The organism is Leifsonia soli (assembly GCF_013408745.1).
GTDB lineage: Bacteria > Actinomycetota > Actinomycetes > Actinomycetales > Microbacteriaceae > Leifsonia > Leifsonia soli.
On record NZ_JACCBJ010000001.1, the window covers coordinates 2,958,493 to 2,981,049 of the forward strand.

The window sequence follows — 22,557 nt, forward strand, 5'->3', positions numbered from 1 at the left end:
ACAGAATTCCTGCAAAAGCCCCGGTCACGTACCGTTTATCAAACCTGGGAATCTGAGAGTCCACATATCTCGCGCGTGTCCTCCACACGATCCGGGCGCTCATCCACCGATTCTGCACAGAGTTATCCACAGGTGGAGAACTGCTATGGGGACTCAGCCGATCAGGTCGAAGTAGACGGGATGCGCTCCCACCTCGGACCGGGGTACAGCGCGTACCGCCGCGAGGTGCCGTGCGGTCGTCTGACGGACGTCCTCGAGGTAGCGGATGGTGTGCAGCTGCGCCTCCAGCAGGCGCGTCGCGCGCTCCTGGAGCTCGACCGGGATCGGTCCGAGTGCGATCGGCGGACGCCAGGGGACCGGGTCCACCTGCGCCAGCGCGCCGTGCAGCTCGTGCTCCATCCGGTCGAGCGCCTCGGCCCACGCGGCGGACTCGGGCGTCACCCCGGGCACCGGCTCGGGCGCCGCGTCAGGCGCCCCGTCGGGCATCGTGTCGTCAGGCGACGCCGAGATCACGGTCCGCCTCGGTCGCGCTCGATGCCGCCGGCAGCAGCGCCGCCGCCTCGTGCCACGTCCGGCGCAGCGGCTCGGCGAGCTCGATGGCCTCCCGCACCTTCGCCGGGTCGCGTTCGATCATGCCGCCGACGATGAGGTCGGCGAGGTAGCCGTACAGCTGGAGCAGGCTCTCGGCGCCATCCCACAGGTCGACGCGCAGCGTTCCCGCGAGCTCGGCCACGATCTGGTCGGCATGCCGCAGGTTCTCCCAGGCGGTCGGCCACTGCTCGGCCGTGAGGGCGGCCTCGCCGCGTGTGAGGTCGAGCAGGAGCCGGTCGTACAGCATCGTGAGGAGTCGCGCCGGGCTGGCGGAGAGGATGCTGTCGCGGTTGTAGGCCGAGAGCTTCGCGGCCGCGGAGGTGAGGACGTTCATGATGCGCTCGCAGACGGGAGGGAGGAGAGCTGGCCGGTCAGCCACGACGACTGGGACTGCAGCTGCTGCAGCTGGACCTCGAGGTTGGCATACGTCTTCTCGAGGGTCGCTCGCCGGTCGGCGAGGCGGCCGTCCCAGTCGGTGATCTGGTCGTTGAGGCTCTTGACGGTCGACTGCTCGCCCTTGATCTTGAGCGAGATCGAGCCGGTGTACGTGTCGCTCGCGCCGGTGGCCGCGTCCGCGACGCGTTGCGCGATCGTGGCGACGGCGGCCTTCACGGTGTCGGGGTCGGCGGCCATCGCCTTCGCGAAGGCGTCCTGGTCGAAGGTGACCGCGCCGTCCCGCGTGATGCTGATGCCGTACGTGGAGGGGGAGACGCCGCCGATCGGGGCGATCACCGCATCCACGAGCTTCTGGTTGACGTCGCGGACGGACGACTCGCCGGTGAAGACGCCGCCGGTGACGACCGTTCCGCCCGCGGCGTCGGTCGAGGTGGAGACGGCCTGCTTCTGGCCGATGTACGTGAGGATGTCGTTGACCGCGCCTGCGAGGGATCCGGCGGCGGCCGAGATGCTCTTGTCGTCGCGGGCGACCGTGAGGGTCACCGGTGTGGTCGACGCCGCGGTGACCGACACGGTGACGCCGGGGAGGACGTCGGTGAAGCTGTTCGTCGCACTCGAGACCGTCTGCGCGGCTCCTGTTCCGGCCCACAGGGTCAGCTGCGCGTCCTGCGCCTGACGCACCTGCGACGACCCGGCGTCCGACAGGATGTTCGTCGCGGTGCCGGCCGCCACATCCGCCGCCGTCCCGCGGTAGGCCGTGAAGGCCGCCGCCGCACCGGTCTTCGTGGAGCTGAGCTGCAGCCGGTACAGCGGCTGGCCGGTCGCCGGGTCGAGACCCGCGGCCACCCGGGTCGCGCTGACACCGGCTCCGGCCTGGTTGATCGCGGCGGCGACATCGGCGAGCGACGAGCTGGCCGCGGTGATCTGCTTGGTGGTGCCGTCGGCCGCGACGAACGTGAGCGTCGGCGGCTGGTCCGGCCACTGCGTCAGCGGGCCGGTCACGGTGACCTGCGACTGCGCGAGGCGGTCGACCGTGAAGTCGATGGTGCCGTCGACGGCGCCGGTGCCCGCGGTCGCCGTCGCCGCGGTGGAGCTCGTGCTCGCGGTGTGCAGGTCGGTGCCTGCGGGCTTCGCGAGCTTCGCGGCCGAGTCGGCGAGCGCGGCGACCTTCGAGTTGAGCGCCTGCATCGCCGAGATGAAGTTGGTGGAGTCGGTGACCTTGTTCTTGAGCAGGGTCTGCGGAATCGCCTCCGCCTGCATCAGGCTGTCGATCAGGTCCGTCGTCTTCAGACCGCTGATGAGCCCGTCGATGGCCATGCCCATGCGGTGGTCTCCCTCCTACGACGGTGGTTCCGGGTGCTGCGGTGGTGCGGGGTGGTGCGGCGGCCGGGGCACGCTTTGGGGACTACGCCCCGGCCGCCGGGCCTGATCAGCGGAGCAGCTGCAGGACGCCCTGGTTGGACTGGTTCGCCTGGGCGAGCATCGCGGTGCCGGCCTGCGACAGGATGTTGGAGCGGGTGTACTTCACCATCTCCTCCGCCATGTCGGTGTCGGTGATGCGGCTGGACGCGGCCGAGAGGTTCTCCTTCGAGACGTTCAGGCTGCGAACGGCCGACTCGAACCGGTTCTGCGAGGCGCCGAGCTCCGAGCGGGCGGTCGAGATCGCGGTGATCGCGGTGTCGATCGCCGTGATGGTCGTGTTCGCCGTCGCGTTGTCGGTGACGACGAAGCCCGTGGCGCCGGTGGCGCTGCTGAGCGTGCCGACCGAGGTGGCGACGTCGGCCAGGCTGACCTGGATGGTGTCGTTCGCCGTCGAGCCCGCGCCGACCTGGAAGTTCAGCGAGCCGCCCTTGAGCAGGTCGATCCCGTTGAAGTTGGTGCCGTTGGTGATGCGGTTGAGCTCCTTGCCCAGCTCGTCGGCCTCCGTCTTGATCGCCGCGCGCGAGGTCGCGTTGTTCGAGTCGTTGCCGCCCTGCACCGCGAGGTCGCGCATGCGCTGCAGGATGGAGTGGACCTCGGTGAGCGAGCCTTCAGCGGTCTGCACGACGCTGATGCCGTCCTGAGCGTTGCGGGCGGCGACGGTCAGACCGCCGACCTGCGACTTCAGGCCCTCCGAGATGGCGAGGCCCGCCGCGTCGTCCGCCGCACGGTTGATGCGGAGGCCGCTGGACAGCTTCTCAAGCGACTTCGAGAGGTCGCTCTGCGTGTTGTTCAGGTTGCGGTAGGCGTTGTTCGCCGCGATGTTGGTGTTGATCTGCATACCCATGATGTTTCCTCCATGACTGGGTGGTGGTTCGCGGCCCTTCCGTGGTCCGCATCAGCCTCTATCGGCTGTCTGATTCATCCCGTTAGCAGCGATCTGCTCCTGAGTTTTTCGCCTCTGCGATGCGGTTCTGGCGGAGAAAGTCAGGAGCTGATGGCTCAGGACGCCCGGGCAGAGCTCGGGGACGTGGGGGAGAGGCGCGAGACGCCCGCGACCGCGTGCTGCGCGAGACGCGCCAGGTAGGCGCTGCGCCGGGCTTGGGAGGTCTTCGCCTCGATGATGACGGGGTCGCCCTCGTCGGCGTAGTGGGTGGCCATGCCCTCGCGCATGAGGCGGATGGCCTCCGAGCGCTGCTGCGAGACGGCCGAGTGGGTGATGCCCAGTTCCTCCGCGATCTCGGTCACCGTGCGGTCGTCGAAGTAGATCGCCTCGACGATCGACCTCATCCGGTCGGGGAGGGCGGCGACCGCGGCGCGGACGTACGCGGTCTGCTCGCCGGCCAGCAGCGAGTCCTCCGGGCCGACGGTCTCCGAGACGAGCAGCGGTTCGATGGTCTCGTCGAGCGCGGTCACCGTGCGGGAGGCGTCGGCCAGGCCGGCCGCGGCCGTCTCGCGGTCCACACCGAGCGCGTTCGCGATCTCGTCGACGCTCGGCGTGCGCCCGAGGGCCGCCGTCAGGCTCTCCCGGACCGCCAGCGTCTCCTTGATGCGTTTGCGAGCGGAGCGGGTGGCCCAGTCGGATGCGCGCAGTTCGTCGGCGAGCGCACCGACGATGCGGGTCCGTGCGTACGCACCGAACGGGACGCCGGTGGTGGCGTCGTAGGCGTCCGCCGCCATGACCAGGGCGACGGCCCCGGCCGAGGCCAGGTCGTCGCGCGACAGGTGGGTGGCGCGGGAGCACAGGTCGGAGACCAGATAGCCGACGAGCGGCAGGTTCTCCACGACGAGCGTGTTGCGTTCGTTCCGGTTCACGCTGGGCGACCCCTCTTCATCGGACGGGTACCGCGTCCCGTCCTCGTTCGGGGAGGGCGTGACAGGGTACTCGGGCGGTGCGGTGGATGCTCGGGCTGGGTCGGGTGCCGAGCGGGTTGCTAGGAGTCTTCCGCTGTTCACGGTAACAATTCGAGACTGTTCAGATTGCATGCTTTCTGTCCCCATTACGGGGCAGTCCGTACCCCCAGTACGGGGAATACTGACAGCACCCCGATAAGCGGTACGTCGTGCCCTTCACCCGGGCCATCACGCGCCTAACATCGGGCGCAAGCGTGCCGATGGTCTGGGATGGCGGAACACATCCACCCCGCCTTCGGACCCGAGGAGACCAGGTGCGCACATCGACTCACGAGGAAGTTGGTAGCGACATGGCCGCGAGCGAACTCTCTGCGCAGCTCTGGAAGGAACGCGAGCTCCTCGAGCTCCTGCTGTTCAAGCTGGAGGAGGAGCAGCTGCTGCTGATCGCGGGCAAGTCCCGCTGGATCTCGCACGCCACCCGCGAAGTCGAGCAGGTCATCGAGCGGATGCGCGCCGTCGGTCTTGCCCGGACGGTCGAGGTCGCCGCGCTGGCCGAGGAGTGGGGTCTCGACCAGGATGCGACCCTGCGCGAGCTCGCCACCGGCGCCCCCGACGGCATCTGGTCCGACATCTTCGGGTCGCACCTCGCGGCCATGACCGAGCTGACCGCGCAGATCGCGGAGGTGCGCGACACCAACGAGCGTCTGCTCCGCGAGGCCGCGCGCTCCACGCAGGAGACGCTGAGCTCGTTGTCGGGCGCGGGGGAGGACCCCGGCGTGTACGGCGCGGGCGGCGCAGGCCGCGCGGGGGACACCGCGCGCTTCTTCGACACGGAGGCCTGACCGGATGAGCACCTTCAGCGGCCTGAACACCGCCTACACCGGGCTCGTCGCCGCCAAGGCGGGGCTCGACGTGGTCGGCCAGAACCTCGTGAACGCGAACACGCAGGGCTACACGCGGCAGCGGGTCACGACGTCCGGCGTGCCGGCCCTGTCGTCCGCCGGTCTGTTCAGCGGCGGCGTCCGCCCCGGACAGGGCGTCACCGTCGACGGCATCCAGCGCCTCGACGACGCCGCCCTGGATGCGCGGGTGCGCACGACCACCGCGCTCTCCGGCTACACGAACACCCGTGCCGACGCCCTGGCGACCCTTGAACAGTCGCTCAACGAGCCGGGAACGAACGGACTGTCGGCCCAGCTGCAGAAGTTCTGGTCGGCCTGGGGGGATGTGGCGAACCAGGCGGGGGAGCAGGCGCCCGCCGGCGTGCTGCTCGGCCAGGCGGGAAGCCTCGTCACCCAGCTGCAGACCGGCTACCGGGCCGTCGACGACCAGTGGAGCACGCTCCGCACGTCGATGGACGGCATGGCCTCCGACCTGAACACCGCAGCGACCGCCGTCGCCGACCTCAACGGCCGCATCCGCTCCGCCCTGGCGTCGGGGCAGTCGGCGAACGAGCTGCTCGACCGGCGCGACCTGCTCACCGCATCCATCGCCAAACTCGCCGGCGGTGTCGTCCGGCCGAACGACGACGGCACGGTGGATGTGCTGGTCGGCGGAAACGCGCTGGTGTCCGGGACCAGCACCAACCTCGTGAAGGCAGCGGGCGCCACGCGCATGGCGGATGCCGCGACGGACCCGGCCCGCCTCGAGTGGGCCTACCGGCCGGGTGCCGCGATCTCTCTGGAAGGCGGCTCGATCGCCGGGGCGGTCTCCACCCTCGCACCCGCCGACGCCTCCGGGACCGGGGGAGTGCTGGCCGAAGCGGCCGTGAGCTACAACGCGTTCGCCGTCACGCTCGCCCAGCGGGTGAACGCGGTCCACGCGACGGGTGCGACCCCCACGGGCGCAACGGGGCTCGACTTCTTCGCCATCGACCCCGCCCAGCCGGCCGCACTGGGCCTCTCCGTCGTCCCGACCGGCGTCGGGCAGATCGCGACGGGAACGCCCGGGGCCGGCGGGACGGACGGCAGCATCGCCGACGCCATCAGCCAGCTCGGCACCGGCCCGAACGCGGTCGACAAGCAGTGGTCGTCGTTCGTCGTGCGGGTCGGCGTCGCCAGCCGCACCGAGAAGCAGCAGTCGGACCTCGCCGACCTCGCGACCAGTGCGGCGACCAACGCCCAGCTGTCCGGCTCCTCCGTCGACCTCGACGAGGAGAACATGAACATGCTGTCCTTCCAGCACGCCTACCAGGGCGCCGCGCGCGTGATGACCGCCGTGGACGAAGCCCTCGATGTGCTCATCAACCACACCGGACTCGTCGGGAGATAGCCGTGATCAGCCGCGTGACCAACGCCACCCAGACTCTCAACGCCCAGCGGAACCTGCAGCTCAGCCTGCAGCGCCAGGCGCAGCTGTACGACCAGGCGACCAGCCGCCGGCTGCTCAACAAGCCGTCGGACGACCCCACGGCGACGGCCAGCGCCATGGGCGTCCGGTCGGATGCGGCAGCCACGGCGCAGTATCAGCGCAACGTCGGCAACGGCGACGCCTGGCTGACCACGGCCGACTCCGCTCTCACCTCCGTCGAGACGCTCATGCGCCGCGTCCGCGACCTCACCCTGCAGGGAGCGAACGACGGCGCCATGTCGCCCGAGGCGAAGGAGTCGATCGCGACGGAGCTCGACGGCCTGAAGAAGAGCCTCCTGTCGCTCGCCAACACCACCTACCTCGGCCGCACGGTGTTCGCGGGCAACTCGGACGCGGGCGTCGCGTTCCAGCCGGACTACTCGTTCACCGGGACGGCGGGAAGTACAGTGGAGCGCAGGATCGGCCCCGACACCACGGTGCGGGTGGATGCGGACGGCGCCGCGGTCTTCGGAACCGGCTCGTCGTCGGTGTTCGCGCTGATCGACAACACCGTGAACGACCTCCGCACGGGTGTGAACGTCACCCCGCGCCTCGCGGAGATCGACGACAGGATGAAGGCGATCGTGGGAGAGCACGCGGAGGTCGGCGGCCGGCAGACCCGGATCGACAAGGCCAAGGACACCCTCGCCGTCGGGGCCAACGCGCTGGAAGGCCAGCGCTCGTCTCTCGAGGACGTCGACCTGAGCAAGGTGATCCTCGACCTCAAGACCCAGGACGTGAACTACCAGACCGCGATCGCCGTCACGGCCCGCGTTCTGCAGCCGACCCTGATGGACTTCCTCCGGTGAGCGCCGTCCGCTTCCTCACCCCGCCGCCCGGACTGGAGCCCCTGGACGCGTTCGACCTCGACCCGGTCGCCGGCGCGGACGGCCTGTACACGCTCGCCTCCGTCGAGCGGCCCGAGATCCGGCTGTTCACGATCGACGCGGAGCGGCACCTGCCGGGCTACTCCCCGGAGCTGCCGGACGATCGCGCCGCCGAGCTCGGCATCGCCGAGGCGGCGGACGCGCTGCTGCTCGTCGTCGTCACGCCGTCGCGCGAGGGCAGCACCGTCAACCTGATGGCGCCGGTCATCGTCAACCGGGCGAGCGGGGCGGCGCTGCAGCTGGTGCTCGACGACGACGCGTTCCCCGTGCGTGCGGAACTGGCGGAGCTGGCCGGGGCCTAGTCCTCCTGGCCGGCTATCCGGCCTTCTTCGCCGGGCAGGGCGCCGCCTTCGTCAACGCATCGACCGTCTGCTGCTCCGACCAGGGCAGCGAGGCGACGACCTTCGCGCCCTTCTCCTTCGCCGGCGTCTTGGAGACGATGGAGGCGAGGCGCTGAGCCAGGAGCTGGGCGAATCCCGGCCCGGCCGTCGAGTTGTTGAGCGCGACCACGATCGTCAGACCCGACGCCGGGTCCGTGTACACCGCCGAGAGGTAGCCCGGCACCGCACCGCTGCTCCCGCGCAGGGGTCCGAGCAGCTCCATCCCGAGCCCATAGCGCTCCCACGACTGGCCGATCGCGATTCCGTCGGCCTGGGCAGCGCGCGACTTCTCGCTGAGGAGGCTGCCGGACGCGAGCGCCTGCCCGAAGGCCTTCATGTCCGAGACGGTCGAGACCACTCCGCCCGCGGTCCACCCCTGCGACGGCGACATGCTGCTGACGTCGCGCATCGGCTCGCAGACGATGGCGCCCGCCCCGTCCAGCCCTGCCGAGTAGCCGGCGGCATGGGGTCCGGGAACCGTGAACTGCGCACTCTCCGGCAGGGAGCTCGCTGTCATCCCGAGCTTGTCGAAGATGTAGTGCTTGTAGAGGTCCTGCCAGCTGCGGCTCGTCGCGTTCTGCAGGGCCATGCCGAGGAGCACGGCATTCGTGGACGAGCGGCCCCACTTCTCTCCGGGTTTGCCGACGCGCTGCATCGCGATCCCATCGCTGGCCAGCTCCAGCGCGGGCCACTGGCGCGTCGGGTTCATCAGGAACTCCGGGTTGAGCTGCGCGACATAGTCGCCGATTCCCGAGGTGTCCTGGCAGAGCTCGCGGAGTGTGACGCCCTCCACCCCGACCAGCCCGGGCAGCCACTTGGTGAGCGGATCGTCGAGTCCGACCTCGCCCTCGTCGACGAGTTGCAGCAGAACCGTGCAGGTCATCGGCGTGGTGTTCTGGCCGACACGGAAGCGCATGGACTCGCTGACGGGCTTCGATCCTCCGCGGGTCGTCGTGCCCTGCGCCGTCGTCCACGATCCGGCCCAGGGCGCCCAGACGCCGGCGAAACCGGCGGAGGCGTCCGCGAGCGTCATGGCGTCGGTGATCGCCGCCGAGAGCCGCTTCTCGACGGCTCCGTCGAATCCGCCCTTCTGCTGCTCGGGCAGTTTCGCTCCGGCCGTGGAGGTGCACGCCGAGAGGACGAGCGCCACGAGTCCCGCGGTCGCGGCGAGCGCGATCCGCCCGAACGTCGTGTGTCGTCGCATCGATACAACCCCCGCGGTGTCGGCCCTGCGTGTCCAGCGATTGTAACGTGCGGCAGAAACCCTTCCGTCGCGCAAGGGGCTGTGGCCGCAATCCGATCGGGTCGATGCTGCGAATGGACAAGTGAGGCGCGCGTCCGTGCGCCGTCCTATGGAAGGAACAGACAATGCGCACATCTCCGAACCGGCTCGTCGCCACTATTTTCGGAGCGGTCTACCTGCTGGTGGGGCTGCTCGGGTTCGCTGTCACCGGAGGCGTCGGCTTCGTCGCCACCAAGGGCGGTCTGCTCCTGGGCATCTTCGAGGTCAACCCGCTTCACAACATCGCCCACCTCCTCATCGGCGCGGCCCTGCTGATCGCCGGCCTGACCCGCGTCGCCGCCGCCAAGGCCGTGAACACCACGATCGGAGCGGTCTACCTCCTCCTCGGCATCGTCGGCTTCTTCCTGGTCGGCACGGGCGCGAACATCCTCGCTCTGAACACGCCCGACCACTTCCTCCACCTGGTGAGCGCGATCGTCCTCCTCGGAACCGGCCTCGGCGCCGACCGCGGAACGCGCGCCACGACGGCCGCCGCCTGACCGGCGGGGCCACGGCTCCCATGAGCAGGATGACAGGAACGCTGCGGACCACCCCCGTCGCCTCGGCCACAACGGCCGTCGCGGTGGGCTCGGCGACCCGCGCCTTCCTCGCCGTGGCCGCTCTGGGGGCGGGGCTGCTTCACGCGGCGCTCGCCCCCAGCGCACCCCCTGCCCTGCTGGCCGGCTTCCTCCTGCTCGCCGTCGCGGAGCTGGGATGGGCGGTCGCCACCCTCGCACGGGATCGCCCGCCGGCGTTCCGGCTTGTCCCCGCCCTCGCCCTGCTGCCCGTCGGGATGTGGGCGGCGCTCGCGATCGCCGGCGCAACGGCCTCCGGCGGCACCGTGCTCGCGCTCCCGCTCATCCCGATGGGCGCGGCCTCCCTCCTCGACGTCGCCGTCGCGGCGACCGCCGCTGTCGTCCTCCGTTCCGGCAATCCCCGGCCGGACCAGGGCGGACTGCGCTTCTTCATCGCCCTCGCGCTCAGTGCGTGCGCGGTGTGCGCCGTCACCATCCCGGCGCTCGGGCTCACCGACGCCGGCATCGCCGCCGTGACGGTGCACCAGCACCACTGACGCTCGCCAGCGCGGGGTCAGCGCATAGTCAGCGACGGGTCAGCGCAAAGGACTCCCCGCCGAACCGCACGATCGACCCGGGGTCGACCTCGTGCCGCGTGTTCGGGTCGCAGGCGAACGTGCCTTCGCCCGGGTACGTGATTGTCGTGCCGTTGGCCGACCCCAGGTCCATCACCCAGAACACGCCGTCGTACTGGCCGAACGCCAGGTGGGCGCGGGACACCGACTTCACGTCGTCCTGGATCGTGATCAGCTGGACGTGGCCCGGGTCGTCCATCTCGGTGCCCGGCGTGTGCACGGCCGGATTGCGGCCGATCACACCGTTGCCGCTCGTCTCGACATGCTGCCCGTCGCTGAAGTCCAGCACGAAGGTCACCGCCACGTCCGGCCCCTCTCCCGTTCCGCCATCAGGGTTCTCGTCATCCGGCCTGCGCGCCGGCGACCGGCATCGTCACCGGCCGGGCATCGCGCATGAAGCGCTCGACGTCCGGGTCGACCGTGATGTCGCTCGGCCGCAGCGGTCTCGTCAGGTAGAGCCCCTCGAGCGTCGTGATCCGGCTCAGGGCGACATAGGTCTGGCCCGAGGTGAACGCGCGCGTGCCGAGGTCGACGATCGCCGCGTCGTACGTCTTGCCCTGCGACTTGTGGATGGTGACCGCCCAGGCCAGCCGCAGCGGGAACTGCGTGAACTCCGCCACCACGTCCTTCGTCAGCTTCTTCGTCTCGGGCGACCAGGTGTAACGGAACTTCTCCCAGATCGCCGGTTCGACCTCGTGCACCTCCCCGTCCACATCCACGTAGACGTTGGAGTCGATGCGCGTCACCGTGCCGATGGTGCCGTTCACCCAGCGCGGCCCGTCGCCCTGCCCGACATCGTTGCGGAGGAACATCACCTGGGCGCCCACCTTGAGCTCGAGTGACTCGTCCGCCGGGTAGTTGCGCCCGCCGAAGTCGCCGCTGACCTCGGCCTTCGCCGTGAGCACGCGGCCCGGCAGCCGCTCCAGCGCGTGCGCGTTGATGCGGTTCACCGTGTCGTTGCGGGTCGCGAGGGTGATGGTGCCGTCGTCGGGTGCCGGCCGGGCGCCCACCTCGTTGAGGCGGTCCGCGATCTCCTTGGTCACCTGGCCGTGTCGCACCGCGTTGAGCATGAACCGGAAGTCGGACTCGTGCTGACGGTGCACCTGCAGCAGCTCGACGATCCGCAGGTCGGTCTCCTGCCACACGCGCGCGTCGAAGAACCACATCGAGCGGTAGGTGTCGGCGAAGTAGGCGCGCTCTTCGCGGTCGCCCGGCACGGGCGCCAGCTGGTACGGATCGCCGAACAGCACGACCTGGACGCCCCCGAACGGCTCCCCGGCGCGCTGGCGCGCCTGGCGCAGGCTGCGGTCCACCGCATCCATCAGGTCGGCGTTGACCATCGACACCTCGTCGATGACGAGCGTGTCGATGCTGTTCAGCAGCTTGCGCAGCTCGGCGCTCTGGTCGATGGCGTGGTCGGCGATGACACCGATCGGCAGACGGAACAACGAGTGGATGGTCTGGCCGCCGACGTTCAGGGCGGCCACACCCGTCGGGGCCGAGATCACGATGGACTTCTCGGTGTTCCAGGAGAGGTGGTTGAGCAGCGTCGACTTGCCGGTTCCGGCACGGCCGGTCACGAAGACATGCTCGCGGGTGTGCTCGATGAGCTCGTACACCGCCTGCTGCTCCGGCGAGAGGGAAAGCCGGCCCATCCCCGCCCCTTCCGTGTCGCCCGACCTGCCGGACTACTCTAACCCGGCGCAGCGTCCCGGGGCCGCTCATCCACAGGACCCTAGGATGGCCTCATGGCTGTGGGGGATGCGCACGCGCACCGACGCGCCGTCCTCCTCTGGTCGGGTGTCGGCATCCTCCTCATCGTCGCTTTCCTGGCGGCCCTCGGGGCGGTGCAGCGTGCGTACTACAGCCCGAGCGGGTTCGTCGCCGCCTTCGCCCAGTCCATCGCGTCGCACGACGTGCCCACGGCGCTCGCGATGCCCGGAGCGGATCCGACCGCCTCGGCCCTGACGGCCGCCCGCCTCCCCGGCGACGCCTCCCGCGAGCTGCTGCGGTCGGACATCCTGCCGGCCGTGCGCGATGTCGCCGTCGCCTCCGACACCGCCGGAGCGGACGGCGTCCATACGGTCGTCGTCACAGCGGTCGCGAACGGCGACCCGGTGTCCGCCACCTTCCGCGTGCGGCAGACCGGCGCCGTCCTCGGCATCCTTCCCACCTGGGCGTTCGCCTCCCCTCCCGTCGGCGTCGCGCGCATCACGGTCGCCCACGCCTCCACGTTCACCGTGGGAGGGCACACGGTGAGCCCGCGGGCGGCATCGCCCGATCAGCCCGCTGACGCCTTCACGCTCTCGGCCGACTACCTCGTGCTTCCGCTCGCGCCCCTCGAGCTCCGGCACGATTCGCGCTATGTCCGCGCCTCGCCCGTCACCGCGTCCGCCTCCCCCGGGCGGATCACCGAGACCACGGTGGATGCCCAGCCCACCCGCGCGTTCACCTCGGCGGTGCAGAAACAGGTCGACGGCTTCCTCGACCGGTGCGCGGAACAGCACGTGCTCCAGCCGGCCGGGTGCCCGTTCGGCGTCGAGATCGACGACCGCGTCCAGGGCGATCCGTCGTGGTCGATCGACACCTACCCCGACGTCCGGCTGCAGGCGGGCGACGCGGGATGGGTCACCGGCCGGATGGTCGGCGTCGCCCACCTCGATGTGACCGTCCAGTCGCTGTTCGACGGAACGGTCACCCCGCGCAGCGACCCGGAGCCGTTCGCCATGAGTCTCAGCAGCGTCACCATCCGCTCGGACGGCTCGCTCGACATCGTCGTCGCCCAGGAGCAGTAGCCGCGGGATCCCCAGACGCTCTCGGGCGCCGCGGGAGCCGCGGGAGGATCAGCGGGAGACGCGATCGCGGTCGGCCATGCGCGCCAGCCGCTCGTTGTAAGCGTTCAGCTCGGCGTCGCCCGTCCGGTCCGCGTTCCGATCGCGCCGCTTCGTCTCGCGCTCGTCGCTGCGGCTCCACTGGATCGCCACGACGATGGCGAGGATGACGGTCGGGATCTCGCCGATGCTCCACGCGATCCCGCCGCCGGCCTGCTGGTCGACCAGCGGGGAGTCGCCCCAGATGCGGCCCATCGCGCCGAACCAGTCCGCGAGCAGCAGGCCGTGCATCTGCATGATCGAAAGCCCGAAGAAGGCGTGGAACGCCATCGTGAGCAGCAGGAGGAGCAGCCGGAACGGGTACGGCAGCCGGTACTTGACCGGGTCGATGCCGATCAGCGACTGCACGAACAGGTAGCCGGTGATCAGGAAGTGCACGATCATCCACTCGTGCCCGATGTGGTCGGTCGTCGCCCAGCGGAAGACGGGTGTGTAGTAGAAGACCCAGAGCGAGCCGGCGAACAGGACCGCCGCGACGATCGGGTTGGAGATCACCGACGCGAAGCGCGAGTGCACCGCGAGCAGCAGCCACTCGCGGCCGCCGCGCGAGCCGTCGCGGCGCTTCCGGATCGCCCGCGCCGCCAGCGTGATCGGGGCACCGGGGACGAGCAGCAGGGGCACGCCCATCGTCAGCACCATGTGGGCGGACATGTGCGCCGAGAAGAGGTACTTCTCGTAGACGTTGACGCCGCCGTTGGTGATGTAGAAGAGCAGGACGATGCCCAGCGTCCACAGCACCGTGCGGTAGATCGGCCACTTATCGCCGCGCTTCCGCAGCCGCCAGACCGCGGCGAAGTAGAAGAACAGGCCGAAAGCGCAGGCGAGCACCCAGAGCAGGTCGAAGTTCCACGACGTGAAGAGGCGGTCCCAGGTGAGAGCGGGAGGCAGCTTCTCGCCCGTGAGGATCTCGGCGGGCGTCGGGGTGGCCGCGCGCGTCTCCGGCACCGGCGTGACCGTTCGGGCGAGCGCTGCGGCGACACCGGACGCGATGCCCATGAACGCCAGCTCGGCCACGACGATCCACCAGAAGCTCCGCGGCTCGCCGGACTGCTTGAGCCGCCCGATGAAGTAGCGCCGCTGGGCGAGACCGAAGAGGCCGAGCACGACCAGCGCGGCGACTTTGACCAGCACCAGGATGCCGTACGGCGTCGCCAGCTCGGCGAGCGTTCCGACGCGGAGCTCGGCGTTGACGTACCCCGAGGCCGCCACGACGACGAAGCAGATCAGCGCGACCGTCGAGTAGCGCTCGAGGACGGTGACGAGACGCCCGTTCCCCAGCCGCTGCTTGACCACGATGAGCGTCACCAGGCCGCCCAGCCAGATCGCCGCGAACAGCACGTGAAGTCCGAACGAGGTCACCGCGGCGTCGTGACCGGCCGCCTCGGCACTGTGGCCCTGCTGCGCCATCGGCACGACGGTCGCCATGGCCAGCAGGGTGACGAAGACGATCGCGGTCTGATTGCGCACGGCGAAGCAGAGCACCGTGACGGCCGCGGCGATGAGCGTGATCCCGAGCCACGCCTGGCCGAGCGACACGCTCGTGATGAACGAGCTCAGCCCGTTGCTGAACGTCGCATCGAACGACCAGGGCACATTCGACACGCTGACGAACGTGAGCAGGCCCGTCGCGGCGGAGGCGACCGTCATCACCGCGGCGCTGCCCGCGGCGAAGTCGAGTGCGTTGCCGTACTCGTCGCGATCCGGGCTGAACGCGAAGCACGCCAGGACGAGCGCGCCCACCGTGCCCGCCAGGCTCAGATTGACCACGAGGGTCGCCGCCGGGAGTCCCCACCGCACGAGAGCGCCCGGGTCCGCGAGCAGCGGGGCCGCGGCACCTCCGCCGAACGCGAGGGCGGCGATCATCGCCGCCACGGCTGCGAGGAGCAGCGCGGCAGGGCCGATCACGCGGAGGATTCGAGGCACCCGTCCAGCCTACGTCCCCCGCCCTGGACGGCCGCCCACAGGCTGCCCGGCCGCGGACACGACGAAGGCGGCGCCGCGTGATGCGGCGCCGCCTTCGGGCAAAGCTGGGAAGGACTACTTGACGGCAGCCTTGAGCTTCGAGCCCGCGGTCAGCTTGACGCGGTGGCCGGCCGGGATCGAGATCTCCTCGCCGGTCTGCGGGTTGCGGCCGGTGCGGGCAGCGGTCTCGCTGCGCTCGGCGGCGAGCCAGCCGGGGATGGTGACCTTGCCGCCCTTGGCGACGGTCTCGCTGATGGTGCTGAAGAACGCGTCGACGACGCTCGAGACGGTGGCCTGGCTCTGACCCGACGCCGCAGCGACGGCAGCAACGAGCTCGGTCTTGTTCAGGTTGTCAGCCATTGAGTGTCCTCCTCGGACCTTGTGCTGGATCTACAGCTTTCTTGTGGAACGGTTGAGGCCACAGGGGGCCGTAACGTTTGGTCGGTTGACCGCCTTGAATGTATCAGAAACCCGCGGAAACACGCGGAACTTCGCGCTCTTTCACCCACATCGGACCGGATGCGCAGCTTCGCGCATCCCTCCGGGGACGGCGAAGGGGCGCCCGGCCGAAGCCGGACGCCCCTCGAGTGGCGTCGTCGCGCTGGGTTACCAGCTCGACTTGGTGATGCCGGGCAGCTCGCCGCGGTGCGCCATGTCACGGAAACGGACACGCGAGATGCCGAACTTGCTGAGGTTTCCGCGCGGACGGCCGTCGACCGCGTCGCGGTTGCGCACGCGGATCGGCGAGGCGTCGCGGGGGAGCTTCTGCAGGCCGATGCGGGCGGCCTCGCGGGACTCGTCGGTCCCGTTCGGGTCGACCAGGGCCTTCTTCAGCTCGGCGCGCTTCGCGGCGTAGCGCTCGACGATGACCTTGCGCTGCTCGTTCTTGGCGATCTTTGACTTCTTGGCCATGTTTAGCGCTCCTCTCGGAAGTCGACGTGCTTGCGCACTACGGGGTCGTACTTCTTGAGCACGAGTCGGTCGGGGTCGTTGCGACGGTTCTTGCGGGTCACGTAGGTGTACCCGGTGCCCGCCGTCGAACGGAGCTTGATGATCGGACGGATGTCCTGCTGCTTCGCCATGCTTAGATCTTCTCCCCACGAGCCAGGAGGTCCTTGACGACGGACTCGATGCCACGGGCGTCGATGACCTTGATGCCCTTGGCGCTCAGCGTCAGGGTGACGTTACGGCGAAGCGACGGAACGTAGTACGTCTTCTTCTGGATGTTCGGGTCGAACCGGCGCTTCGTGCGACGGTGCGAGTGCGAGATGTTGTGACCGAAGCCGGGAACGGCTCCAGTCACCTGGCACACTGCTGCCATTGCTTTCTTCTCCAATACCGTGGTGCCGGACGGCACCACCCAAGGTCACTTGTCGGCACGCGACTTCCCCGTCGCTTTCGTGATGGGGGTTTCTCGTACGATCTGAGCGGGAGGAGCCCACTCAGCCAAACATCCATGCTACGGCATGGACGCGGTGCCGGCCAAATCGCTCGTGGCCGTGCAGGACGCGCACAACCCGAAGACGTCGACGACGTGCTGCGCCTGGGTGAACCCGTGGGCGGCGGCCGCCTGCCGCGCCCACTGCTCGACCGCATCCGCCTCGATCTCGACCGTCAGGCCGCAGTTGCGGCAGATCAGATGGTGGTGGTGCCCGGTCGTGCACGCGCGGTAGAGGCTCTCGCCCTCCGGCGACTGGAGCGAGTCCGCGTCGCCCTCGGAAGCGAGGTCGGCGAGCGCGCGGTACACGGTCGCCAGGCCGATGGGGGAGCCCGCCTCGTGCAGGCTCAGGTGCAGGCCCTGCGCGCTGATGAAGCCCTCCGTCGAGGTCAGAGCCTCGCGGACGGCTTCCCGCTGCCAGGTGTTCCGCTTCACCATCCCAGGCTAGCCCGCCTGGCTCACGAGTCGCCGAGAAGCGGTCGCCGCACCGCGTCGTCGCGCACGCCGCCCGCCGGCGATGCGGCAGACGACGTAGATCAGGAACGAGATGGTCGTCACGTACGGGCTGATCGGGAGGGCGCTGCCCAGGGCGAGCAGGATGCCGCCCACCACCGACACCAGGGCGAACACCACGCTCAGCACGGGGACGCCCAGAGGCGACGACGAGATGCGCATGGCCGCGGCGGCGGGCGTCACCAGCAGCGAGAGCACGAGCAGTGCGCCGACGATCTGGACGGACACCGCGACGGCCAGGCCGAGCAGCACCATGAAGGCGAGCGCGACGAACCGGGTCGGGACGCCGCGGGAGGCCGCGACGTCCGCATCCAGACTGTCGAAGGTCAGCGGCCGCCACATCAGCAGCAGGGCGATCAGGACGATGGCGCCGATGACCAGCAGCCAGCCGAGCTGCGGGTCGTCGACCGACACGATCTGGCCGGTGAGCAGCCCGAACTTGTTCGCACTGCGGCCGGGATAGAGGGCCAGCGCCAGGATGCCGAGGCCCAGGCCGAAGGGCATCAGCACGGCGATGATCGAGTTGCGGTCGCGCGCCTTCGCGCCGAGCAGGCCGATCAGCACGGCCGCGACCAGCGATCCGGCGAGCGAACCCGCCACGACGTTGACGCCGAACAGGAGGGCGATCGCCGCGCCGGCGAAGGAGAGCTCGCTGATGCCGTGCACCGCGAACGCCATGTCGCGCTGCATGACGAAGACGCCGATCAGACCGCCGACGATGCCGAGGACGGCTCCGGCGAAGATGGAGTTCTTCACCAGCAGGAGCAGCTCGCCGTAGTCGGTGAAGTCGAACAGCTGCTGCCAGAGATCCAGGTGCATCATGCGGCCGGCTCCGGGTGCTCTGCGCGGGTGTGGATGTGGGGGTCGTGCGTCTCGGCGTCGGGGATGCCGACGACGACGATCCGCCCGCGACTGCGGATGACGTCCACCGGCGTCCCGTACAGGTCCGTCAGCACCTCGCTGCGCAGCACCTCGTCGGGGGTGCCGGTGCGGAAGCGGCCGCCGGCCAGGTAGAGGACGCGGTCGACCATCCCGAGCACCGGGTTGACGTCGTGGGTCACGAAGACGACGGCGCTCCCGTGTTCGCGGCGGCGACGGTCGATGAGCTCGCTCACGCCGCGCTGGTGCTGCAGGTCGAGCGACAGCAGCGGTTCGTCGCAGAGCAGGAGCGCCGGGTCGCCCGCGAGCGCCTGCGCGACGCGCAGCCGCTGCTGCTCGCCGCCGGACAGCGAGCCGACGGCCGTGTCCGCATAGCGGCGAGCGCCGACGGAGTCGATGAGCCGGTCGACCTGCTCCCGGTCGGAGCGCCGGGGGAGCGGGAGGCCCCAGCGGTGCCCGTTGACGCCGAGGGCGACGAGGTCGCGGGCGCGCATGGGTGTTCCGGCGGGGATGAGCTTCTGCTGGGGGATGTAGCCGATGCGGCGGTCGCCGCGGCGCACGGGGTGGCCTTCGAACGCGATCTCGCCGCTGTCGAGGCGCTGCTGCCCGAGGATCGTCCGCAGCAGGCTCGTCTTGCCCGAGCCGTTCGGCCCGAGCACGGCGACGAACTCGCCCGCGTGCACGTCGAGGTCGAGCCCGCTCCACAGCGTGCGGTCGCCGAAGCCGAGGGACGCATCGCGCAGGCGCAGCACCACATCCCTGGCGTCGGGGACGGGCACGCGTTCGAGCGGTTCGGTCATTTCGCCAGCGCGTCCTTCACGGCGTCCAGGTTGCCGCGCATCCACTCGATGTAGTGCGTTCCTGCGGGGAGGGTCTCGGTGACCGGCACCACGGGGATGCCCGCGGCCTTCGCGGCGGACAGCACCTTCTCGGTCTCGGCGCCGGTGGTCTGCTCGTTGTAGGCGAGGAGCTTCACCTCGTGACCGCTGAACAGCTGGAGGGTGTCCTTCAGCACGACCGGGGAGACGTCGGTCTCCTCCTCGATCGCCGCGCTGAACTTCTCGGGCGTCTTGTTGACGAGCCCGATGGCGTCGAGCAGGTAGAGCGGCACGGGCTCGGTGATGGCGACGCCCTCACCGGCGTACGACGCCTTCAGGTCGGCTTCCGTCGCCTCGAGGGCGGAGACCTTCTCGGTGAAGGCAGCGGCGTTCTTCTCGAAGGTCGCCTTCTTCGACGGGTCGGCGGCGCCCAGGGCGTCGGCGAGCGCGCCGGCGAAGGTCGAGACGGTCGGGAAGTCGTACCAGACGTGCTCGTTGAGCTCGCCGCCGACGGGCTTCTTGCCCGACAGGTCGACGACGTTCAGAACCTTCACGTCGCTGTTCTTCGCGCCCTTCACGAGGGTCTGCATGTAGTCGTCGTAGCCTCCGCCGTTCTCGATGACGACGTCGGCTTTGGAGACGGCGAGCTGGTTCTGCGCGCTGGCCTCGAACGAGTGCGGATCCTGGGCCGGGTCGGTCATGAGGGAGGTGACGTGAACGGCGTCGCCGCCGATGGTGGTGGCGATGTCGCCGTACACGTCGGTGCTGGCGACGACGCGAAGGGTGCCGTCGTCGGACCCCGCCGACGACGAGGAGCAGCCGGCCAGGGTCAGGGCGATGGCGGCCGCGGTGAGAGCGGAGACGAGGGAACGCGTCTTCATGGATGAGCCTGTCTAAGTCGCGAACGACGTCGAGAAGTGGATGCCCGCGGTCGCGGGCACCGGCTCAGGCTACGGCTTATTGAAAATGATTGTCAAATTCAATCGAGGAGGAGCGCCGGCTCCTCGATGATCGACGCGACGTCGGCCAGGAAGCGCGACGCCACGTCGCCATCCACGACCCGGTGATCGAACGAGGCGCCCAGCGTGGTGACGTAGCGGGGACGCACCTCGCCGTCGACGACCCACGGCTTCTGCTTGATCGTGCCGAGGGCGACGATGCCGACCTCGCCGGGGTTCAGGATGGGCGTGCCGGTGTCCATCCCGAACACGCCGATGTTCGTGATGGTGATGGTTCCGCCGCTCATGTCGGCCGGCGGCGTCTTGCCGTCGCGGGCCGTCAGGGTCAGCTGCTCGAGGGCGCGCGCCAGCTCGAGCAGGGTCATGCCCTGCGCCTCCTTGATGTTCGGCACGATGAGCCCCCGCGGGGTCGCCGCGGCGATTCCGAGGTTCACGTAGTGGCGGACGATGATCTCCTCGTCCGTCCACGCCGAGTTCACGGTGGGGTTGCGGCGCACGGCCCAGATGATCGCCTTCGCCATGATCAGCAGCGGCGACACCTTGACGCCGGCGAAGTCGGCCGAGTTCTTGAGGCGCTTGACGAACTCCATGGTGCGGGTCGCATCCACGTCGACGAACAGGCTCACGTGCGGAGCGCTGAACGCGCTCGAGGTCATGGCGTTGGCGATCGCCTTGCGGACGCCCTTGACGGGGATGCGCTCCTCGCGGTCGTTCGGCCACTCCGGCGTCTGGATGTTGCGGAACACGGTGACCTGCGACGCCTCGCGCAGCACGTCGTCGCGGGTGACGTCGCCGACCGGGCCCGTCGGCGTGACGACGGTGATGTCGACGCCCAGGTCTTTGGCGAGCTTGCGAACGGGGGGCTTGGCGATGACCGGGCCGCCGGCGTGCGGCACCGAAGCGGTGTGCGCCGAAGCGGTGTGCGCCGGGGCGGCGGGCGCAGGCGCGGCGGGCGCCTGCTGTGTGGCCGGCGCGGCGGGAGCGGCCGCCGCCGGGGCGGGCGCGGCGGGTGCCGGCTGCTGCGCGACCGAGCCCGAGAACGACACAGGGATCGACGCCGTCCCCGGGTGCGAGACCCGGCGGCGGCGACTGGTCCCGTGGCCGGCGGATCCGTAGCCGACCAGGACGGCGCCCGGCTTCGGCTCGTCCTCGTGGGAGACGCTCGCGGCGGTGTCGGCCGCGACCTCTTCGGCGGGCTCCGGCTCGCGCGCGGGGGGTTCGACCGGCTCGCCGCCGGCCGTGACGGTGAAGATCGGGGTGCCGACCTCGACGGTCTGGCCCTCCGAGACGAGGAGTTCGCCGACCGTTCCCTCGAACGGGGACGGCAGCTCGACGAGCGACTTCGCAGTCTCGATCTCGACGATCACCTGGTTGACCGCGACCTGCTCGCCCGGGGTCACCTTCCACGAGACGATCTCCGCCTCGGTCAGGCCCTCGCCCACATCGGGCAGGAGGAACTGGGACTCGCTCATGTGCGACTTCTCTCTGTCAGTCTCTCGGCGGGCTCTGCCGCCGGTGGATGCGCCGGGCGTCAGTAGGCGAGCGCCCGGTCGACGGCCTCGAGGATGCGGTCGGCGTCGGGGAGGTAGATCTCCTCGAGCTTCGCCGGCGGGAAGGGGACATCGAAGCCGGAGACGCGGAGAATGGGCGCCTCCAGCGAGTAGAACGCCTTCTCGGCCACCGTCGCCGCGACCTCGGAGCCTACCGAGACGTTGCTCGGCGCCTCCTGGGCGACGATGAGCCGGCCGGTCTTCTGCACGGATGCGATCACCGGACCGTAGTCGACGGGGGAGAGCGAGCGGAGGTCGACGACCTCGAGGCTGCGGCCCTCCTCCGCGGCGAGCTCCGCTGCGCGCAGGGCGACGCTCACCATGCCGGCCCACGCCACGATGGTCGCGTCGGTCCCGGTGCGGACGACCCGGCTGGCGTGCAGCGGCGTCGGGTTCTCGACGACGTCGACCTCGCCCTTCGGCCAGTAGCGGCTCATCGGCTCGAAGAAGACGACGGGGTCGTCCGAACGGATCGCCTCCTGGATCATCCAGTACGCGTCATGCGGCGTCGACGGTGCGACGACCCGCAGGCCGGCGGTATGCGCGAAGTAGGCCTCCGGCGCCTCCTGGTGGTGCTCGACGGCTCCGATGTGACCGCCGTGGGGGATGCGGATGACGACCGGGAACGGGATCCGTCCGCTGTGGCGGTTGGTCATCTTGGCGAGCTGCGTCGTGATCTGGTCGAAGCCGGGGAAGACGAAGCCGTTGAACTGGATCTCGACCACCGGACGGTACCCGCGCATCGCGAGACCGATCGCCGTTCCGATGATGCCCGCCTCGGCGAGAGGGGTGTCCATCACCCGCTGCGGCCCGAACTCCTTCTGCAGGCCCTCCGTCACGCGGAACACGCCGCCCAGCGGGCCGATGTCCTCGCCCATCAGGATGACGCGCGGGTCGTCGGCCAGCGCCCGGCGCAGACCGGCGTTGAGCGCCTTGACCATCGGAAGGGACTGGATGCGCGGCTCGGGGGCCGCATCCGCGGCGGGCTCGGACTCCGCGACCGCCGGACCGGCGTGCTCGGCCTCGGCCGCCGCCTCTCCGACCTCGGCAGAGGCCTGCAGGTCGGCCTGCGCGGTCTCCTGCCGGGCGTCCTCGTCGTCGTCGATCACGAACTCGCGCGTCCACTCCTGCTCGGCGACGTGCTCCTCGAGCACGCGCGAGCCGGGGTCGCTCTCCACGATCTCGACGACATCGATCGCCTGCGTGTCGAGCGATGCGCCGTCGACGGACCCGTCGCCC

At 70.1% G+C, this 22,557-nt stretch carries 26 protein-coding genes; 7 read left to right on the forward strand and 19 right to left on the reverse strand.

The window, feature by feature from the left end:
* Window positions 1-153 precede the first annotated feature (153 nt).
* The 5 genes from BJ963_RS14265 to BJ963_RS14285 form a co-directional block, all read right to left on the reverse strand.
* The gene (locus tag BJ963_RS14265; protein ID WP_343037289.1) at window positions 154-513 is read right to left on the reverse strand and encodes a hypothetical protein; all 360 of its coding nucleotides are present in this window, start codon (window positions 511-513) and stop codon (window positions 154-156) included.
* A complete protein-coding gene (locus BJ963_RS14270) occupies window positions 494-925 on the reverse strand; it encodes a flagellar export chaperone FliS (protein WP_179457283.1) in 432 nt (143 codons plus the stop codon). Before BJ963_RS14270 ends, BJ963_RS14265 begins: the two co-directional genes overlap by 20 nt.
* Window positions 922-2,310: a flagellar filament capping protein FliD gene (gene fliD / locus BJ963_RS14275; protein WP_179457284.1), complete on the reverse strand. Its 1,389-nt coding sequence runs from the start codon at window positions 2,308-2,310 to the stop codon at window positions 922-924. Before fliD ends, BJ963_RS14270 begins: the two co-directional genes overlap by 4 nt.
* A 106-nt stretch (window positions 2,311-2,416) precedes the next feature.
* Window positions 2,417-3,253: a flagellin N-terminal helical domain-containing protein gene (locus BJ963_RS14280; protein ID WP_197682036.1), complete on the reverse strand. Its 837-nt coding sequence runs from the start codon at window positions 3,251-3,253 to the stop codon at window positions 2,417-2,419.
* A 155-nt stretch (window positions 3,254-3,408) separates the two neighbouring features.
* Window positions 3,409-4,221, reverse strand: a complete 813-nt coding sequence (locus BJ963_RS14285) for a sigma-70 family RNA polymerase sigma factor (RefSeq protein WP_179457285.1) — start codon at window positions 4,219-4,221, stop codon at window positions 3,409-3,411.
* A 389-nt stretch (window positions 4,222-4,610) separates the two neighbouring features.
* On the opposite strand from BJ963_RS14285, the gene flgN reads away from it, so the two are divergent.
* Genes flgN through fliW form a run of 4 tightly spaced genes read left to right on the forward strand, consistent with a single transcriptional unit; the run spans window position 4,611 to window position 7,798 of the window.
* Window positions 4,611-5,102, forward strand: coding sequence for a flagellar export chaperone FlgN (gene flgN, locus BJ963_RS14290; protein WP_089916221.1), 492 nt, complete (start codon window positions 4,611-4,613; stop codon window positions 5,100-5,102).
* 4 nt (window positions 5,103-5,106) lie between these two features.
* Complete coding sequence (gene flgK, locus BJ963_RS14295) at window positions 5,107-6,531, forward strand: flagellar hook-associated protein FlgK (RefSeq protein ID WP_179457286.1); 1,425 nt, start codon at window positions 5,107-5,109, stop codon at window positions 6,529-6,531.
* Between the two features lie 2 nt (window positions 6,532-6,533).
* The gene (gene flgL / locus BJ963_RS14300) at window positions 6,534-7,418 is read left to right on the forward strand and encodes a flagellar hook-associated protein FlgL (protein ID WP_089916213.1); all 885 of its coding nucleotides are present in this window, start codon (window positions 6,534-6,536) and stop codon (window positions 7,416-7,418) included.
* Window positions 7,415-7,798, forward strand: a complete 384-nt coding sequence (gene fliW / locus BJ963_RS14305) for a flagellar assembly protein FliW (protein ID WP_179457287.1) — start codon at window positions 7,415-7,417, stop codon at window positions 7,796-7,798. The genes flgL and fliW overlap by 4 nt, the downstream gene beginning before the upstream one ends.
* A gap of 13 nt (window positions 7,799-7,811) precedes the next feature.
* Here fliW and BJ963_RS14310 read toward each other — a convergent pair whose 3' ends face one another.
* Window positions 7,812-9,080 (reverse strand): serine hydrolase domain-containing protein, encoded by a 1,269-nt coding sequence (locus BJ963_RS14310; protein ID WP_179457288.1) that lies wholly within the window; start codon window positions 9,078-9,080, stop codon window positions 7,812-7,814.
* A gap of 164 nt (window positions 9,081-9,244) precedes the next feature.
* Between BJ963_RS14310 and BJ963_RS14315 the strand changes: the two genes are divergently transcribed.
* Complete coding sequence (locus BJ963_RS14315; RefSeq protein ID WP_089916205.1) at window positions 9,245-9,658, forward strand: DUF4383 domain-containing protein; 414 nt, start codon at window positions 9,245-9,247, stop codon at window positions 9,656-9,658.
* A gap of 29 nt (window positions 9,659-9,687) precedes the next feature.
* Window positions 9,688-10,230 (forward strand): hypothetical protein, encoded by a 543-nt coding sequence (locus tag BJ963_RS14320; protein WP_179457289.1) that lies wholly within the window; start codon window positions 9,688-9,690, stop codon window positions 10,228-10,230.
* Window positions 10,231-10,258: 28 nt separating this feature from the next.
* Here the strand turns inward: BJ963_RS14320 and BJ963_RS14325 are convergent, their stop codons facing one another.
* Together BJ963_RS14325 and BJ963_RS14330 are read right to left on the reverse strand one after the other, a co-directional pair.
* Window positions 10,259-10,612 carry an FHA domain-containing protein gene (locus BJ963_RS14325; RefSeq protein WP_089916200.1) on the reverse strand — a complete coding sequence of 118 codons (354 nt, stop codon included), beginning with the start codon at window positions 10,610-10,612 and terminating at the stop codon, window positions 10,259-10,261.
* A 37-nt stretch (window positions 10,613-10,649) separates the two neighbouring features.
* Window positions 10,650-11,963, reverse strand: a complete 1,314-nt coding sequence (locus tag BJ963_RS14330; protein ID WP_179457290.1) for an ATP-dependent DNA helicase — start codon at window positions 11,961-11,963, stop codon at window positions 10,650-10,652.
* A 93-nt stretch (window positions 11,964-12,056) separates the two neighbouring features.
* On the opposite strand from BJ963_RS14330, the gene BJ963_RS14335 reads away from it, so the two are divergent.
* Window positions 12,057-13,103: a hypothetical protein gene (locus BJ963_RS14335; RefSeq protein WP_179457291.1), complete on the forward strand. Its 1,047-nt coding sequence runs from the start codon at window positions 12,057-12,059 to the stop codon at window positions 13,101-13,103.
* 48 nt (window positions 13,104-13,151) lie between these two features.
* On the opposite strand, the gene BJ963_RS14340 is transcribed toward BJ963_RS14335, so the two are convergent.
* The 11 genes from BJ963_RS14340 to BJ963_RS14390 form a co-directional block, all read right to left on the reverse strand.
* Window positions 13,152-15,062, reverse strand: coding sequence for a bifunctional copper resistance protein CopD/cytochrome c oxidase assembly protein (locus BJ963_RS14340; protein ID WP_218857629.1), 1,911 nt, complete (start codon window positions 15,060-15,062; stop codon window positions 13,152-13,154).
* Between the two features lie 174 nt (window positions 15,063-15,236).
* Entirely contained in the window at window positions 15,237-15,521 is a 285-nt protein-coding gene (locus BJ963_RS14345; RefSeq protein ID WP_018188985.1) for an HU family DNA-binding protein, read from the reverse strand.
* 246 nt (window positions 15,522-15,767) lie between these two features.
* On the reverse strand, window positions 15,768-16,073 hold the full coding sequence (gene rpsN / locus BJ963_RS14350; RefSeq protein WP_089916189.1) for a 30S ribosomal protein S14: 306 nt from the start codon (window positions 16,071-16,073) through the stop codon (window positions 15,768-15,770).
* Window positions 16,074-16,075: 2 nt separating this feature from the next.
* On the reverse strand, window positions 16,076-16,243 hold the full coding sequence (gene rpmG / locus BJ963_RS14355; protein ID WP_089916186.1) for a 50S ribosomal protein L33: 168 nt from the start codon (window positions 16,241-16,243) through the stop codon (window positions 16,076-16,078).
* Between the two features lie 2 nt (window positions 16,244-16,245).
* Entirely contained in the window at window positions 16,246-16,482 is a 237-nt protein-coding gene (gene rpmB / locus BJ963_RS14360) for a 50S ribosomal protein L28 (protein WP_018188988.1), read from the reverse strand.
* Between the two features lie 138 nt (window positions 16,483-16,620).
* Window positions 16,621-17,037, reverse strand: coding sequence for a Fur family transcriptional regulator (locus BJ963_RS14365; RefSeq protein ID WP_179457293.1), 417 nt, complete (start codon window positions 17,035-17,037; stop codon window positions 16,621-16,623).
* A 6-nt stretch (window positions 17,038-17,043) separates the two neighbouring features.
* Window positions 17,044-17,934, reverse strand: coding sequence for a metal ABC transporter permease (locus BJ963_RS14370; protein ID WP_179457294.1), 891 nt, complete (start codon window positions 17,932-17,934; stop codon window positions 17,044-17,046).
* The gene (locus BJ963_RS14375) at window positions 17,931-18,791 is read right to left on the reverse strand and encodes a metal ABC transporter ATP-binding protein (protein ID WP_179457295.1); all 861 of its coding nucleotides are present in this window, start codon (window positions 18,789-18,791) and stop codon (window positions 17,931-17,933) included. The genes BJ963_RS14370 and BJ963_RS14375 overlap by 4 nt, the downstream gene beginning before the upstream one ends.
* The gene (locus tag BJ963_RS14380; RefSeq protein ID WP_179457296.1) at window positions 18,788-19,690 is read right to left on the reverse strand and encodes a metal ABC transporter solute-binding protein, Zn/Mn family; all 903 of its coding nucleotides are present in this window, start codon (window positions 19,688-19,690) and stop codon (window positions 18,788-18,790) included. Before BJ963_RS14380 ends, BJ963_RS14375 begins: the two co-directional genes overlap by 4 nt.
* Before the next feature lie 98 nt (window positions 19,691-19,788).
* Window positions 19,789-21,240, reverse strand: coding sequence for a dihydrolipoamide acetyltransferase family protein (locus BJ963_RS14385; RefSeq protein WP_179457297.1), 1,452 nt, complete (start codon window positions 21,238-21,240; stop codon window positions 19,789-19,791).
* 59 nt (window positions 21,241-21,299) lie between these two features.
* Window positions 21,300-22,259, reverse strand: coding sequence for an alpha-ketoacid dehydrogenase subunit beta (locus BJ963_RS14390; protein WP_179458161.1), 960 nt, complete (start codon window positions 22,257-22,259; stop codon window positions 21,300-21,302).
* Window positions 22,260-22,557 lie beyond the last annotated feature (298 nt).

Coding starts and splice junctions, on each gene's coding strand:
- BJ963_RS14270 (WP_179457283.1), bottom strand. CDS start 925: ATGAACGTCCTCACCTCCGCGGCCGCGAAGCTCTCGGCCTACAACCGC.
- fliD (WP_179457284.1), bottom strand. CDS start 2,310: ATGGGCATGGCCATCGACGGGCTCATCAGCGGTCTGAAGACGACGGAC.
- BJ963_RS14280 (WP_197682036.1), bottom strand. CDS start 3,253: ATGGGTATGCAGATCAACACCAACATCGCGGCGAACAACGCCTACCGC.
- flgN (WP_089916221.1), top strand. CDS start 4,611: ATGGCCGCGAGCGAACTCTCTGCGCAGCTCTGGAAGGAACGCGAGCTC.
- flgK (WP_179457286.1), top strand. CDS start 5,107: ATGAGCACCTTCAGCGGCCTGAACACCGCCTACACCGGGCTCGTCGCC.
- BJ963_RS14310 (WP_179457288.1), bottom strand. CDS start 9,080: ATGCGACGACACACGACGTTCGGGCGGATCGCGCTCGCCGCGACCGCG.
- BJ963_RS14315 (WP_089916205.1), top strand. CDS start 9,245: ATGCGCACATCTCCGAACCGGCTCGTCGCCACTATTTTCGGAGCGGTC.
- BJ963_RS14320 (WP_179457289.1), top strand. CDS start 9,688: ATGACAGGAACGCTGCGGACCACCCCCGTCGCCTCGGCCACAACGGCC.
- BJ963_RS14330 (WP_179457290.1), bottom strand. CDS start 11,963: ATGGGCCGGCTTTCCCTCTCGCCGGAGCAGCAGGCGGTGTACGAGCTC.
- BJ963_RS14335 (WP_179457291.1), top strand. CDS start 12,057: ATGGCTGTGGGGGATGCGCACGCGCACCGACGCGCCGTCCTCCTCTGG.
- BJ963_RS14340 (WP_218857629.1), bottom strand. CDS start 15,062: ATGATCGCCGCCCTCGCGTTCGGCGGAGGTGCCGCGGCCCCGCTGCTC.
- BJ963_RS14345 (WP_018188985.1), bottom strand. CDS start 15,521: ATGGCTGACAACCTGAACAAGACCGAGCTCGTTGCTGCCGTCGCTGCG.
- rpsN (WP_089916189.1), bottom strand. CDS start 16,073: ATGGCCAAGAAGTCAAAGATCGCCAAGAACGAGCAGCGCAAGGTCATC.
- rpmG (WP_089916186.1), bottom strand. CDS start 16,243: ATGGCGAAGCAGCAGGACATCCGTCCGATCATCAAGCTCCGTTCGACG.
- rpmB (WP_018188988.1), bottom strand. CDS start 16,482: ATGGCAGCAGTGTGCCAGGTGACTGGAGCCGTTCCCGGCTTCGGTCAC.
- BJ963_RS14365 (WP_179457293.1), bottom strand. CDS start 17,037: ATGGTGAAGCGGAACACCTGGCAGCGGGAAGCCGTCCGCGAGGCTCTG.
- BJ963_RS14370 (WP_179457294.1), bottom strand. CDS start 17,934: ATGATGCACCTGGATCTCTGGCAGCAGCTGTTCGACTTCACCGACTAC.
- BJ963_RS14375 (WP_179457295.1), bottom strand. CDS start 18,791: ATGACCGAACCGCTCGAACGCGTGCCCGTCCCCGACGCCAGGGATGTG.
- BJ963_RS14380 (WP_179457296.1), bottom strand. CDS start 19,690: ATGAAGACGCGTTCCCTCGTCTCCGCTCTCACCGCGGCCGCCATCGCC.
- BJ963_RS14385 (WP_179457297.1), bottom strand. CDS start 21,240: ATGAGCGAGTCCCAGTTCCTCCTGCCCGATGTGGGCGAGGGCCTGACC.
- BJ963_RS14390 (WP_179458161.1), bottom strand. CDS start 22,259: ATGGTCAAGGCGCTCAACGCCGGTCTGCGCCGGGCGCTGGCCGACGAC.